Raw genomic sequence first — 14728 nt, forward strand, 5'->3', positions numbered from 1 at the left:
ACCGTTGGTTAATCATTCGAACGTAGCTTAACGATTTGAAAGCGCTGCCCGCATAAATTGAAGTCTCCATGCCCTCGCAACGTTCGACCACAGCGGACAAGTTTATTGTGGACCGCCGGAAACCCCATCGCAACAGCGATGTGGCGCGCGCGGTGCGCAAGACGCGCGACCGTCTTTCGCAGCAGGCCGGAAATCCTGATTTCGACCGCGAGCTGTTGAAACTGCACGCCCGTGCGATGATAGGCGGCGCGATCATAGTTCCGCTTCTCGTCCTGGCGACCGCCGCGACCGGTCTGTTCGCTGGCGTCGGAAAGGCAATTGGCGTCTGGGCGCTTCTTATACTCATCTGCTACGCCATCGTCGTGTTCATGGCGAGGCGCGTCGACCGAACGGAAGCTGCCGAACTCAACCCGCTGCAAACGCACCGTGATTTCCTGATAGGCCATTTCCTTTGCGGCCTGGGCTGGGCCTGGTTTGCCTGGCTCGGTTGCGACGCTTGCCAGGTCGACCAGTTCCAGTTGATCAAGGCGGTGGTGCTGCTGCTTGCCATGGCGGCGACGGCGATCACAGCGTCATCGTTGCGCGGTGCGTTGCTGGCGACTTTCGCCGTTCCGGTGGCCGCCTATGCCTATGCCGGCGCCAGGCAGTGGATGCCGGTCGAGTTGATCATGGCCGGGTTGCTGATTGTCTCGCTGCCCTTCTTCGCCTATGTGGCGCGCCGCCTCAATCGCTCGTCCTTGATGCTGCTCTCGTTCCGCTCCGAAAAGGACGCGCTGATTGCCGAATTGGACACGGCGAAATCGATGTCGGACGAAGCGCGCCGACGGGCGGAGGACGCCAACCTGGCAAAGTCGCGGTTTTTGGCCTCGATGAGTCATGAGTTGCGGACGCCGCTCAACGCCATTCTCGGTTTCTCCGAGGTGATGGCGAACGAAGTGCTCGGACCGATGAGCAATCCGACCTATCGCGACTATGCTCGCGACGTCCATGACTCTGGCCAGCACCTGCTCGACCTGATCAACGAAATCCTCGACCTGTCGCGCATCGAAGCGGGCCGCTACCAGCTCAACGAAGAGCCGATGATGCTGCTTTCCGTCGTCGAGGATTGCTGTCACATGATGGAGCTGAAGGCGCGCAACAAGGACATCCGCATCGTCCAGGATTTCGAAAACGCCTTGCCGCGCCTGTTCGCTGACGAACGCGCGGTGCGCCAGATCGCGCTCAATCTTTTGTCGAACGCCATCAAGTTCACCGGAACTGGCGGCGAGATCCGCGTGCGCGTCGGCTGGACGGCGGGCGGCGGCCAATACCTCTCCGTCAAAGACAATGGGCCCGGCATTCCGGAAGACGAGATTCCGGTCGTGCTGTCCGCCTTCGGCCAGGGCTCCATCGCCATCAAGAGCGCCGAGCAAGGCACCGGGCTTGGCCTGCCGATCGTCCAAAGCCTGCTCGCCATGCATGGCGGCGAGTTCGAACTCCATTCCAAACTGCGCGAAGGCACCGAGGCGATCGCCATCTTTCCGTTGAGCCGGGTGATGGAGGAATTGCCGGCGCTGCCGACCAGGGCCGTTGCTGCGCGCCGGCGATAGACGCTTAATGCATGTCGCCGCAAAACAACAACCTGAAGCGCGTCGCATGAGCGGGTCGAACGCGACGCGCTTTAATGCAGCGCCGCTGCCATGCCCGAGGCGGTGAGCGCAGCGGCTTTGACCAGGCCGGCCGCAAGTGCCGCCCCTGCCCCCTCGCCGTGGCTGACGCCGAGATCAAGCAGCGGGCGCAAGCCGAGCCGCTCGGCGGCCCGAGCATGCGCAGGCTCTGGCGACAGGCTGGCAAGCAGGCAATGATCGAGCGCAGTGGCGTCGGCGGCATGCAGCGCCGCCGCAGCGGCTGTCGCCACCAACCCATCGAGCAGGACGGGGATCTTCTGCGTCCGGGCGGCGAGGATGGCGCCGGCAATCGCTGCGAACTCACGGCCGCCAACCCGGCGCAACGCTTCCAGCGGGTCCCTGAGACCTGTGCCGTGGAAGGCTAGCGCGGCATCGACCACTTCCGCCTTGCGCACCCGCATCGATGCATCGGCGCCCGATCCGGATCCGACCCAATCTGCGCCACTGCCGCCGAACAGTGCGGCAAGCAAGGCCGCGGCGACGGTGGAATTGCCGACGCCGAGGTCGCCAAGGCAAAGCAGATCGGCGCCGCCGGCGATCGCCTCCATGCCGAAGGCCATGGTGGCGGCACAGCCGCGTTCGTCAAGTGCCGCCTCCTCGGTGATGTCGGCGGTTGGAATGTGCAGCGCAAGATCGAACACTTTCAGCCCGAGATTATTGGCGATGCAGATCTGGTTGATCGCCGCACCGCCGGCCGCGCAAAGCTCGACGGCGTTCGCCGTGGCAGCGACAGGCCGTGGCGAAATGCCGTGGCGAGCGACCCCGTGATTGCCGGCGAAGATCGCCACCAGGGGCCGGTTCACTGCCGGCGGCGCGCGGCCGCTCCAGGCGGCCAGCCAAGCCGCGATGTCCTCGATGCGGCCGAGCGAACCTTTGGGTTTGTCGGCCTTGGCAAACAGCCTACGGACGCGGGCTTCGGCTGCCGTGTCGGCCCGTGGCAGGGTCGCCAGAAGATTGCGAAAATCGTCGAAGGGCAGCGCGCTGGTCATGTCGTTGATGATCGTTCCCGGAGTTGGTGAGCGGCATAGCCGCCTTGCTCGGCCGGCACAACTGCCGGCATTGACGCGAAAGCGGCTGCCGGCGGCGCATTCCGGAGGGCTTGCATTGGCCTTGCCGTTACACCATGTGGAGGCGAGACGAGGAATTCCTTGGGAATCCTGAGAGATAAACATGACGGCCATCGAATCCCCATGCGTCCTGGTCTGTTCGATCGATATGAAAACCGGCTTCTGCTTCGGCTGCGGCCGTACGCGCGAGGAAATCGGCGCCTGGATCGAGATGACCCCTGAAATCCGCCGCAGCGTCATGGCCGAGCTGCCGGCCCGGCTGGAAACGGTTGAACGCAGACCGCGCCGCGAAACCCGCCGCACCCGCCTCGCGCGCGAACGCGACGCTCTCTCGTGAGCCACATATGAACCGGGTTTTCTGGGTTTTGATGATCCTGATCGGGGTAGGCGTTGTCCTGCTCATGCTCAATGATCCCGCCGGCAGCACATTCGGCGTCGAGAATTACGATTTCAGCCGGCTGATCTGGCTTGCCGCACTGGTTGCACTCATCGCCGCCGGCTTACTCAGATCAGGCAGACCCTTGGGCACGATGGCCCGCAGCATGGGCGCCTGGGCCGTCATCGTGCTCGCACTGATCGCCGGCTACCAGTATCGTTATGAATTGCAGGATTTCGCCAGCCGGGTAACGGCCGGCCTTATCCCCGGCAGTCCGCTGGCGTTGGGCCTTGAGGACGGCCACGCCACGGTGACCCTGGACAAGGCCGGCAATGGCCATTTCGAAGCACGAATCATGGTCAACGGCACGCCGGTCCGGGCCGTGGTCGATACCGGCGCAACCAGCACCGTGCTGACCGCGCAGGACGCGCAAGCGGCCGGCTTCAATCCAGCCGCTCTCAATTTCACCATCCCGGTTTCGACCGCCAACGGCATGGCGCGCGCCGCCGTCGTGAGAACCGACGAATTGGCGATCGGCGGGATCGTGCGCAAGGACATGCCGGTCATGATCGCCGCGCCCGGCATGCTCGGCCAGAGCCTGCTCGGCATGAACTTCATCGGCTCATTGTCCGGATTCGACGTGCGCGGCGACCGCATGATCTTGCGCGATTGAACAGTCAGGCCACTGCGCCGCTCAGTGAGCGTTAAGCATCTCGACCGCTTGATCAAACCGGCCGTCCCGCTCCGCCCAGCGCAGGAAGCCCACGCACTCCACCAGAATCTCCTTCGGCGTCGGCTCCCGGCTGAACAACGCCATCGCCTCGTCGACAAACGCATCGAGCGGCATGTAGTCGTCGCGCCTCGACTGGCCGGGCGTGAGTTCAGTGCGAACCGCTGGCAGCGCAAGCTCGATCACTTCGACCTTGCCCCTGAGTTGCTCGCGCAACGACACCGTATAGGAATGGATCGCCGCCTTGGTGGCATTGTAGGTCGGCGTGCCACTCGGCGGCACGCGATCTGGGAGCTTCAAGGGCAAATCGTGACCCAAAGCCGACGAGAGCAGGACTAGGCTCCGAAGCGATACTCTTTTATCATGGTACAGTTGCCCAGCGCCGGAAACTACCATGGAGCGCAGGCTTGCGGCGATACTTGCCGCTGACATCGTTGGCTACAGCCGCCTTATGGAAGCCGATGAGGCGGATACCCTCGCGCGCCTGAAGAGCACCCGCGAGAACCTGATCGATCCGAAGATCGCCGCTCATAAGGGGCGCATCGTGAAGCTCATGGGCGACGGCGCGCTGATAGAATTCTCCAGCGTGGTCGACGCGGTCGGTTGCGCCGTCGAAATCCAGCGGACTATGGCGGAGTGCAACGCCGAACTGCCGAAGGAAAAACAACTCGAATTCCGCATTGGCGTAAACCTTGGCGATGTGATTGTCGAAGGGCAGGATATCTATGGCGACGGCGTGAATGTCGCAGCGAGACTGGAAGGATTGGCCGAACCCGGGGGCGTCCTTATTTCAGGATCGGCGTTCGATCAGGTCGAGAGAAAGCTGGATTTTGAGTTCGAATTCTTGGGTGAACAAAAGCTCAAGAACATCGAAAAACCTATTCGTCTGTATCGGATAGGCCCGCGGGCACGCGCCGCATCCGGAACAGTTCCAGCAAAACGCAAGCGCTATATCGAATGGCGCCGGCCGGCGGTCGTGGCGACGGCGCTGATCCTGATCGCCGGAGGTGTAGCACTTTGGAAGGTCGTCGGCGACGGTTCAGGACCGCCGGTCGAGGTGGCCTCCAGGGAAAGAATGGCGCTCCCGCTACCGGACAAGCCATCGATCGCTGTATTGCCATTCACCAACATCTCGAGCGACGCCGGCCAGGAGCACTTCGCCGACGGCATGACCGATGACTTGATCACCGACCTTTCCAAGCTTTCCGGCCTCTTCGTGATCGCGCGAAACTCGACATTCATTTACCGCGGCAAGCCGGTAAAAATCAGCCAGGTCGCCGAAGAACTTGGCGTGCGTTACGTTCTCGAGGGAAGCGTACGGCGAGCCGGCGAGCAGGTGCGAGTCAACGCCCAACTCATCGATGCCCTCACCGGCGGGCATGTGTGGGCGGACAGGTTCGATGGAAACGTCGCCGATATTTTTGCGGTCCAGGACGTTTTTGTCGCAAAGATCGTCGAAGCGTTGAAGGTCAATCTCACCACCACCGAAAAAACGGAAATTGCCCGCGCCAAGCCGGACAATATCGCAGCCAAGGAAGCTTTCGAAGAGGGTTGGAGCCTTTATCTCCGTTACAACGCAAAGGACACAGCTGCCGCCATCAATTCCTTGAAAAAAGCAACCGAACTTGATCCCGAATATGGGCGAGCTTATGCCGCCCTGGCGCTGGCCTACTTCCGCGTCGTTGACTCACTCTGGGGTAAAGAACTCGGTAGGGACGAACCATATTTCTGGTGGGGAGCTCACGATTACGTAGAGCTGGCCAAGAAATATCCAACGTCACTGTCTTATACGGTCGAGGCATTGCGGAACGTTTATCAAGGTCTGGCCAAAGATGCACGCAGGAATGCCGGTCGAGCGATTGCATTGGATCCCAACGACCCCGAAGCACACATCGCAATGGCTTGGGCGCTGACGATCTCAGGCGAACCTGCCGAGGCGCTGAATTTCGTCGCGACCGCCATGCGGCTCAACCCGACCTATCCAAGCCACTACGTTCTCGCTCGTGGATTGGCGCTTTTTGCAATGGGCGATCTGAAACAAGCGGCGGAGGTGTTCGGAGACGGCGTCAGGCGAAACCCAGACGCAACTGCGCTCTTTCTACCACTCAGTTCCGTGCTGGCGCAGCTCGGGCGCCGGGAAGAAGCCAGGCAAATGCTCCTGAAGTTCCGACCGGGTGCAGACCAGAAAGGGCTCGAAAATCTTCCCGACACCTATATCTTCTCGTTCCAATGGGATTATGAACACGCAGGCGTGCGGGAGCGCCTGTATGATGGTCTCCGTATCGCTGCGCTGCCGCTGGCCATCACCGTTACGAGCCTGGAAACAGAGCTTGAGACCGGCAATCCCTTTTCCCAGCAATATGCGGCAGAGCGACTGGGCTGGTTTGGACCAGCGGCAGCACAAGCCGTTCCGGCTCTGGTTGAAGCGCTTAAGGTTGAATATCTCCGCCGGGATGCCATCGAGGCGCTGGGAAAGATCGGGCCTCCGGCACGAGCTGCGATACCTGCGCTCGTGGCACTCCAGAATGAAGCTCTAATTGGCATTCACGCAAAGGACGCACTGTCCAAAATCAGAGGCAATTGATCGACCCTGGACGCGCGCCCGGGATTTCCGCTTGTGGTCCAACGCGGACCTGCTGCGATGTCCGCTCGGGAGCCGCTGGTGGGGGCAAGGAGACATTAGACGCGTCCAGTCCGCCATCCCAGTTTATGAGTAGACGGCCTAGGCGAACCACCAGCGTTCGGCGATCTTAAGCCCGTCCATCGGCCAGTTCGACGCCACCTCGCCATGGGCGAGAGCCTTGGTGTGGGCATCGACATAGGAGTTGAAGACGACATTAATGAGCCCGCCGTCGTCATGCAGCAATTGCTGCATTTCGGCATACATGCCGGCACGCTTGGTATCGTCGGTCTCCGAGCGGGCGGCGACGAGCAGCTCATTAAAGCGCGGATTTTTCCAAGACGTTTCGTTCCACACCGCTTCCGCCGCATAGGCGATGGTGAACATCCAGTCGCACGTCGGCCGGCCGGCCCAGTAAGAGGCGTAGAACGGCTTCTTGAACCAGACATTGTCCCAGTAGCCTTCATTGGGCTCCCTGATCACATTCAGGTTGAGCCCGGCCGCCCGGGCATGCTCCTGCCACAGGAGAGCCGAGTCGGTCGCACCCGTGAACCCGGCATCCGCGACCGACAGGTCGAACTGGGTGTTCTCGGCCCCCGCCTTCTTGAGAAGGCTCTTGACTATATCGGGGTCGTAGACATGCTTCGGCTGCGGATCGATCGCGAACTTGACGGTCGGTGCGACCGGATTGTCGTTGCCGACGGCGCCGTGGCCGAGAAACACCTTCCGCACGATCTCGTCGCGATTGAGCGAGTACTTGATCGCATTGCGCACATCGGGATTGTCGAAGGGCGCCTTCTGGACGTTCATGACATAAACGTAGTGGCCGTAGCCCGTCGTCTCCGAGATCACGAGATCGGGGTTCTGCCTCAGGATGTCGAGCGTCTTCAGATCGCAGCGATCCATGTAGTGGACCTCGCCGGTGTTGAGCGCGTTGGTGCGCGCCTTCACATCGTTGATCGCCAGGCATTCGACACGGTCGAACCAGCCCTTGTCGGGTTTGAAGTAGCTCGGGTTCTTGTTGAAGGTGGCGATGACGCCGGGCTCGAATTTCTCGAGCATGTAGGGGCCGGTGCGGATGCCCGACTCCCAGTCGACGCCGCCCTCTTTCGCCGGCATGACCGGGATGTCCGACATGATGTAGGGGAAGTCGGCATTGCCGCCGTCGAGTTCGAACACCACCGTCTCGGCACCGTCGGCGACGACATTCTTGACCGAAGCCAAGAGCGATTTCATCACCGATTTCGTGCCCTTGACGTTATGGTGCCTGACAGAGGCCACGACATCGTCGGCGGTAACCGTCTTGCCATTGTGAAAGGTGGCTTCTTTCCTCAGTTTGAACACCCACTTCTTGGCGCCGTCTGACGGCTCAAAGCTCTCGGCGAGGTCGGGGACCACGTTGCCCTTGGAATCGATCTCGGTTAGGCCATTCGACAAGGTTCCGAATAGCGCGGTGCCGGTGAACGGGTTGACGCTGGTACTACCCGGGTCCAGTGAATCGGTGGCGGCGGCATCGCCGATTCCGATCTTCAAGGTGCCGCCCTTCTTGGGCTCGGCGCGCACCGCCTGGACGAACATCGCATTGGCGGCCGTGGCGGTAAGGCCGGCGGCGAACGCCAGCTGAACAAAGTCGCGACGCGAAACGCTGCCTTTCGCGGCAAGCTTGGCGGCCAACTTCAGTTTCGTTGCAAATTCCGTCACAGATGCTCTCTCCCTCGAACGGGAAGATCATGCGAGACCCTCGGCGGCCCGAGAGACTTTAGGACGATAGCACAACAGGCATTCCCGAGCTAACGAGGAACCTCCGGCAGCGCACGGTCGGACTCGTGTCCTCTCGCTTGCTCCCGCGTGGACTTGGGCCCTCGCCCGGGGCGGGTGGATCGGTCGATATCCAGTTCGTTGGCTGCGACGGAAAGATTGCCAACCTGTATTTCGAATACACATGGCTGGAGTTGCTGGGTCCGCCTCTATCACCCCGCACGCAAATTTTAGATCGCACATGGGTATTCTCGGAGCCGAAGCTGATGAATGGACATGAGGACGTCCAATGTCCGCTCTTCCAAAGCTGCCCTGGAATCGCTTTCGCTAATGTCCGTTTCTGGCGCTACTTGCCCGTTCAGGTGGCCGCTACAGTTGATTGCGAGCGACCTTGGGCAGTCTTTCGAAACGAACGCCCAACAGAATCGTCATTTGTTCTCGCTCAGCGTTGTTTGGCGTACCTTCAACGCGACGCCCTCCACATGATCTTGCGCGACTGGACAGTCAGGCTGCTTCGGCGTCCGTCCCGCTAAAATCGACTGCAGCGAAAGCCGCCTTCAGCACATCCGGTCCGGCGCCGGGCCTTGTCGCATCGGTCGAAAGGATCTGCCGGTAGCGGCGCGCGCCAGGCAGGCCGTGGAACAGGCCGACCATGTGACGGGTGACATGGCCAAGCCGCCCGCCCCGCTCGATATGGCGTGCCGCATAATCCGCCATCGCATCGATCAGCGCGGCAAAATCGAACGTTTTGGACCTGTCGCCGTAAAACGCCGCATCGACGCCTGCCAGAATGCCCGGCGTATGATAGGCGGCGCGGCCGAGCATGGCGCCGTCGACATGATCAATGTGGTCAAGCGCCTCTTCAAGGGATTGAATGCCGCCGTTGATGCCGATGAATTTGTTTGGATTTTTGGCCTTCAGCCGATACACCCTGTTGTAGTCGAGCGGCGGGATGTCGCGGTTTTCCTTCGGGCTCAGCCCTTCCAGCCACGCCTTGCGGGCATGCACCCACAGCGCGTCGGCGCCGGCCGCGAAAACCCCGTCCGCCAACGTATCGAGCGCCGGCTCGGGATCCTGCTCGTCGACGCCGATGCGGCATTTGACGGTAACCGGAATGCTGACAGAAGCCTTCATCGCCGCGACGCAATCGGCGACCAGAACCGGTGCTTTCATCAGGCAGGCGCCGAACGTACCCGACTGGACGCGATCGGACGGGCAGCCGACATTGAGGTTGATCTCGTCATAGCCGAAGACTTCGCCGATGCGGGCCGCCTCGGCAAGCTTCTGCGGATCGGAGCCGCCGAGCTGCAACGCGACCGGATGTTCCGTACCATCGAAGCCGAGCAAGCGCTCGCGCTCGCCATGGATGACCGCGTCGGCGACGACCATCTCGGTGTAGAGCAAGGCCCGGCGCGTCAACTGGCGATGCAGGAACCGGCAATGCCGGTCCGTCCAGTCCATCATGGGCGCTATGGCGAATTTTCTATATTTTTCAATCATTTACACACAGATTTTAAACCACGAGATTGGACGGACACTGCCGGCCTCTATGATATGTGACTCATTTCATTCTTTTTTCAAAGCGTAACCATCAATGTCACTTCACACCGCTTTTCTGCTCATGACACAATATAATGGTAGGGCCACCATTCCGCTCGATGAGGTCCGTCGCGATTGCCGAGCCAGACTAACTGTGCGTCGCGAGCAGACGTGCAGCTGACTTCAGATCAGCAGTATCCAAACCCTCAACGAAGCGCTCGAACCGCGGCTGGAGATGCGCCCGGGCGGTTTCGTGTTGTCTGCGATCGATCAGAAGGGTAGCCAGGTCGACCGCGGCGCGCAGCTCCCACCCCCACGCGCCCCAACCCTGGCTCATTTCGAGTGACCGGCTGAAGTAGGTTTCAGTCTCGTCGCCAGACTGCACTGACGCCAAAACAAGGCAGCCCTTCACGCGCAGCAACTCCGGCATATAGCAGAGATCTCCGTTTGCCTCGACCGACAGGATCGTGTCGTCGAGCAGTGCGAGGGCCTCCGCGAGCCGGCCCGTGGCGGCAAGGCCTTGAACGAGCGCGACGTTGAGCGGAGTGGTGAGCAGTTCGTAGGGTGCTGCGTGGAGCTCCGCGAGACTGCCTTGCAGGCTCTCGATTCCCTTTTCCGCATCGCCTCGACGAATGGCCAGTTCTCCCTTGAGGCCTCGTCCTAGCGCCAGATACGGTCCGAGCGAGTGGGGTTCCGCACGCAAGCAGAGACGGTCTATATGCTCGTCCGCGCGGTCGAGATCGCCGACCCAAAGGAACACGGAAACGGCCCAGACAAGAGCGATCGAAAGCGTCAGCGGATGGTTCAGGATCTCGGCGTCCTTGATCGTCAGCAGCGCGCGTTCCACCGCCCGATCCGGATGGCCTTGCAGCCAAAGCGTTCTTGCCAGGATCGCGCCGGCCAGGATTCTCCCGTCGAAGCCGAGATAGTTGGTCGTGGTCCGACCGGAACGCGGCCCGTATCGCAATGCTGCCGCAAGCGAGGTCTGGGCGCGAGCTAGTTCTCCATTGAGGTGAAGCGATATTCCCATCAACGAATGCGCCAATGTCGTGGAGACGGAGTCTTCCAGCGCGTCGGCAATGACGGTGCAACGCTCCGCGTAGCGGAGCGCGGTCCTGAAATCTCCCGTACGCAAATGGAACATCTGCAGCGGCCCGAGAACCTGAATCTGGTCGAGCGCATCGCTGCGCTGCTCGGCAATGGAGAAGCTTCTGTTCAGCGCCACGCGCGCTGCGTCCCTTCCCCCGTGCGTGAACATCAGGGAAACTCCAAGGGCCGGCTGAAGGTGCATCTCCTCGCGTCCGCTGCGCATGGAGTCGTCGAGAGCGAAAATTGCCCGGGAGCTCCAGCGATGGCACTCGGTGAGCAAGGACATCGACAGGAAAAGCGGAGCAGCGGCGGCGGCAAGACGAATGCCGAGCCTGGCATCCCCGTTGGATCCGAAACACCAATCCAGAGCCCCACGCACATTGGCAAGGCCCGCGAGGTGCAGTGATCGTTGCGACGCGCTCGACAACGTAGGCCACTCATTCCCCGTGTCCTCCAGCCATCGCAGACAGTAGGTCGCGTGCCGGGCGGCCAGTTCCGTGAGTTCCGCATCCTGGACCTCGAACTGAAGGGCATAAGCCCGCGTCGTATCGAGCAGTCGATAGCGCATCGTTGCACCGGCTGGCCTCGCCGCGACCATCGACTTCGCCACGAGGCTATCGATGGCGCTGAATACGAGCGCATCGTCCACGGTCGGGCTCGTTACTATTGTCAGCGCGGCATCGATCGAAAAAAGACCGACGAAAACGGCAAGCCGGCGAAGCACCAGGCGCTCGAATTCGGACAGAAGCCCGAAGCTCCAGTCCAGAGTAGCCTGAAGTGTCTTCTGGCGCGGCGGTGCGCTGCGCTGCCCCGGCCACATGAGGGCCAGGCGTTCGTCGAGAAGCATCGCGGTCTTCTGCAGGCCGTAGCTCGCAACCCGTCCTGCTGCCAGTTCGATGGCAAGTGGTACGCCATCAAGCTTCCGGCAGATGTGCGCCACGACCCCCGCATCCGAATCGTCGAGGTCAAGACGAGCACCGCTCGCTGCTGCGCGCTCCAAGAACAGCTCGGTCGCAGGGAACGCCTGCGCGACTGCCGCGGTGGGTTCCAGATCGTCCGGCGGGTAAGCAAGCGGCGCCAGCTTGTAGACGTGCTCGCCTTCGACCTGGAGAGCCTCCCGGCTCGTCGCCAGGATGTGGGCCTGCGGCGCGGAAGCGAAGATACGGGCGGCCAGGTCTGCCGCCGCGTCTATGACATGCTCGCAGGTATCCAGGATCAGGAGGATTCTCTTGTCAGCCAGGTATGTGATGAGAGCGGACGTGGCGTCGTCAGACTGAAGCGACAAGCCCAGCATCGAGGCTACAGTCGGCGCAACCAGGTTGGGATCATTCAGCGCGCCAAGATCGACGAAATGCACAGCGCCGGCAAACGCATCGACGACGTGATGCCCGGCCGCCACTGCAACGGTGGTCTTGCCGACCCCACCCGTGCCGACGATCGTGACGAAGCGCGCGGCCGCCAGCTCCGCGGAAAGCGCGGCCGTGTCGTCGGTTCGCCCAACCATGCGAGCTAGTCGGCTCGGGAGGTTGGCCTGCGGGTAGCTGGCGGCAGCCTCGCTTCGCGCATCGTTGCGACCACCCGATCGCGAGACCGGCGCCACGAAGCAATAGCCCCGGCCCTTCAAGGTAGCGATGTAGCGCGCGCCGTCCTTGCCGTCGCCCAACGCCTTTCTGAGATTGGCCATATGAAACCGCAGACTACCCTCCTCGACGGTGACGTCGGGCCAGACGTTCGCCAATAAATCCCTCTTGCTGATCACCTCGTTGGAGCGGGCAGCCAAAGTAGCCAGGATATCGAAAGCGCGCCCGCCCAGATCGACGGTGGTGCCTTGCCGCAAGAGCAGCCGTTCGCGGACGGCAAGCGTAAAGGGACCAAATGATATCGTGTCGGCTGCAGGCCCTGTCATGACACTCCCTTCGCAGCCTGCTCATGCAGGCGACCACTCACCTATGAGAACAACAAAAGTGGGGGCTTCGCTGCAAGCCTGCATTCGCCGACGAGCGCTAACGTTGCATCATAATGCATAACGGGCGCTTCGGGCGATCTCCTTCTATGTGTCGAAAGCAGCAAGAACCTCTCTGCCGACGGACCCAAGGAAAACGACCATGCCCGCATCATCGCCATCGCTCACGCGACGAAGCCTGCTTGCCGCATCAGCGGCCACAGGCGCCTTGAGCCTGCTTCCAGCAATGGCGCGCGCGAGCGTCGATAGTGAAGCCGTCCGTCCCTTCCGCGCCGGCATTCCGGAGGAGGCAATCGTCGATCTCCGCCGACGTCTGGCAACGACGCGCTGGCCCTTGCGGGAAACAGTTACGGATCAGTCCCAAGGCGTGCAGCTCGCAAAGCTCCAGGATCTCCTTCGATACTGGATGACCGATTACAACTGGCGGAAGGTCGAGGCGAAGCTCAACGCTCTGCCTATGTTCGTCACCGAAATCGACGGCCTCGCTATCCACTTCATCCACGTCCGGTCCCGCCATGAGAATGCTATGCCGATGATCATGACGCATGGCTGGCCCGGCTCGATCTTGGAATTCATGAAGGTCGTCGGTCCGCTGACAGATCCCACGGCCCATGGCGGCGCGGCGGAAGACGCATTCCATCTCGTCGTGCCGTCGATACCTGGCTTCGGCTTCTCCGGGAAACCGACGGAGGCTGGCTGGGGCTCAGACCATATCGGCCGTGCCTGGGGCGTGCTGATGAGGCGGCTGGGTTACGACCGCTACGTCTCGCAGGGTGGCGACTGCGGTTCGGTCATCTCCCATCGCATGGCGCTGCAGAAGGTGCCTGGGCTCATTGGCATACACGTCAACATGCCGGGGACCGTGCCGCCGGAAATTGCATCGGTGCTGGCGGCCGGCGGGCCGACGCCGAGCGGACTGACCGAGAAGGAAAGTGCGGCATTCGATGCGCTCGACACCTTCTACAAGGACAGTTCCGGCTATGCCGCCATGATGGTGACGCGGCCACAGACCATCGGCTACTCCCTGGTGGATTCACCTGTGGGTCTTGCCGCCTGGATCTACGAAAAGTTCGCGCAGTGGACCTATAGCGGTGGCGACCCCCGAGCGGGTTCTGACCAAGGACGAGATGCTCGACGACATCTCGCTCTACTGGCTCACTGAATCCGGAACCTCCGCGGCGCAGATCTACTGGGAAGACCACTCCAACAATTTCAATGCCGTGGACATTGCCGATCTTCCGGTCGCCGTGACGGTATTCCCCGGCGAAATCTACTGCGCGCCGCGAAGCTGGGCCGAGCGCTGCTACCACAACCTCATCTATTTCCATGAGGCCAAGGCCGGCGGGCATTTCGCTGCCTGGGAACAGCCGGAAATCTTCACGCAGGAGGTCCGTGCAGCTTTCAGATCGCTGCGCTGATCGAAGATTCGATGTCATACAGGATGCATGCCATGACTACCCAAGCAAAACGACTCTACACAGCGAAGGTGCACACAACGGGCGGCCGGGAGGGCGGCTCACGCAGTTCCGACGGCAGGCTGGACATCAGGCTCTCGACGCCCGGCGGCGCGGGCAGCGGCACCAATCCCGAACAGCTTTTTGCTGCCGGTTGGTCGGCATGTTTCGAGGGCGCGATGGCGATCGCCGCGCGCAAAATGAACGTCGTGCTGCCAGCAGACCTTTCGATCGATGCGGAGGTTGATCTCAACAGCGGCGACGGCGCCTTCTTTCTCAGCGCCCGGCTCAATGTGAGCCTGCCAGGGATGGATCGCAACGACGCCCGGGCCGTTGTCGATGCTGCTCATCAGACCTGTCCCTACTCGAAGGCCACGCGCGGCAACATCGAAGTCGAAATTAACCTGATCTAGTCCCTCGGTTTCGGCACTGCCGCGACTGCCCTGGAAACATGAACAAAGGTAG

9 protein-coding genes and 2 pseudogenes are annotated in these 14728 nt (G+C 61.6%); 6 read left to right on the forward strand and 5 right to left on the reverse strand.

The features are described 5' to 3' along the window. Nucleotides 1-68 precede the first annotated feature (68 nt). Nucleotides 69-1589, forward strand: coding sequence for a sensor histidine kinase (locus tag AC0L2M_RS29260; protein ID WP_023801874.1), 1521 nt, complete (start codon nucleotides 69-71; stop codon nucleotides 1587-1589). A gap of 71 nt (nucleotides 1590-1660) precedes the next feature. Here AC0L2M_RS29260 and AC0L2M_RS29265 read toward each other — a convergent pair whose 3' ends face one another. After that, on the reverse strand, nucleotides 1661-2656 hold the full coding sequence (locus AC0L2M_RS29265; RefSeq protein WP_473536596.1) for a nicotinate-nucleotide--dimethylbenzimidazole phosphoribosyltransferase: 996 nt from the start codon (nucleotides 2654-2656) through the stop codon (nucleotides 1661-1663). Nucleotides 2657-2837: 181 nt separating this feature from the next. Between AC0L2M_RS29265 and AC0L2M_RS29270 the strand changes: the two genes are divergently transcribed. Together AC0L2M_RS29270 and AC0L2M_RS29275 are read left to right on the forward strand one after the other, a co-directional pair. Then, nucleotides 2838-3071 carry a DUF1289 domain-containing protein gene (locus AC0L2M_RS29270; protein WP_027151770.1) on the forward strand — a complete coding sequence of 78 codons (234 nt, stop codon included), beginning with the start codon at nucleotides 2838-2840 and terminating at the stop codon, nucleotides 3069-3071. 7 nt (nucleotides 3072-3078) lie between these two features. Continuing rightward, nucleotides 3079-3783 carry a TIGR02281 family clan AA aspartic protease gene (locus tag AC0L2M_RS29275; RefSeq protein ID WP_473536569.1) on the forward strand — a complete coding sequence of 235 codons (705 nt, stop codon included), beginning with the start codon at nucleotides 3079-3081 and terminating at the stop codon, nucleotides 3781-3783. 21 nt (nucleotides 3784-3804) lie between these two features. Here AC0L2M_RS29275 and AC0L2M_RS29280 read toward each other — a convergent pair. Further along, nucleotides 3805-4122: pseudogene (locus tag AC0L2M_RS29280) on the reverse strand (oxidoreductase); the annotation flags it as partial. 112 nt (nucleotides 4123-4234) lie between these two features. On the opposite strand from AC0L2M_RS29280, the gene AC0L2M_RS29285 reads away from it, so the two are divergent. Continuing rightward, nucleotides 4235-6424, forward strand: coding sequence for an adenylate/guanylate cyclase domain-containing protein (locus tag AC0L2M_RS29285; protein ID WP_473536570.1), 2190 nt, complete (start codon nucleotides 4235-4237; stop codon nucleotides 6422-6424). A gap of 138 nt (nucleotides 6425-6562) precedes the next feature. Here the strand turns inward: AC0L2M_RS29285 and AC0L2M_RS29290 are convergent, their stop codons facing one another. The 3 genes from AC0L2M_RS29290 to AC0L2M_RS29300 all read right to left on the reverse strand — a co-directional run bounded on the left by AC0L2M_RS29290 (nucleotide 6563) and on the right by AC0L2M_RS29300 (nucleotide 12752). Continuing rightward, a complete protein-coding gene (locus AC0L2M_RS29290; protein ID WP_473536572.1) occupies nucleotides 6563-8161 on the reverse strand; it encodes an ABC transporter substrate-binding protein in 1599 nt (532 codons plus the stop codon). 561 nt (nucleotides 8162-8722) lie between these two features. After that, nucleotides 8723-9718, reverse strand: a complete 996-nt coding sequence (gene dusA / locus AC0L2M_RS29295; RefSeq protein WP_473536573.1) for a tRNA dihydrouridine(20/20a) synthase DusA — start codon at nucleotides 9716-9718, stop codon at nucleotides 8723-8725. 187 nt (nucleotides 9719-9905) lie between these two features. After that, a complete protein-coding gene (locus tag AC0L2M_RS29300) occupies nucleotides 9906-12752 on the reverse strand; it encodes an ATP-binding protein (RefSeq protein WP_473536574.1) in 2847 nt (948 codons plus the stop codon). Nucleotides 12753-12951: 199 nt separating this feature from the next. Here AC0L2M_RS29300 and AC0L2M_RS29305 point away from each other — a divergent pair. Further along, nucleotides 12952-14227 (forward strand): annotated as a pseudogene (locus AC0L2M_RS29305) (epoxide hydrolase family protein). 32 nt (nucleotides 14228-14259) lie between these two features. Beyond that, on the forward strand, nucleotides 14260-14676 hold the full coding sequence (locus tag AC0L2M_RS29310) for an organic hydroperoxide resistance protein (RefSeq protein WP_023801884.1): 417 nt from the start codon (nucleotides 14260-14262) through the stop codon (nucleotides 14674-14676). The last annotated feature ends 52 nt before the right edge of the window (nucleotides 14677-14728 follow it).

It is taken from the genome of Mesorhizobium sp. WSM4806, from assembly GCF_055811635.1.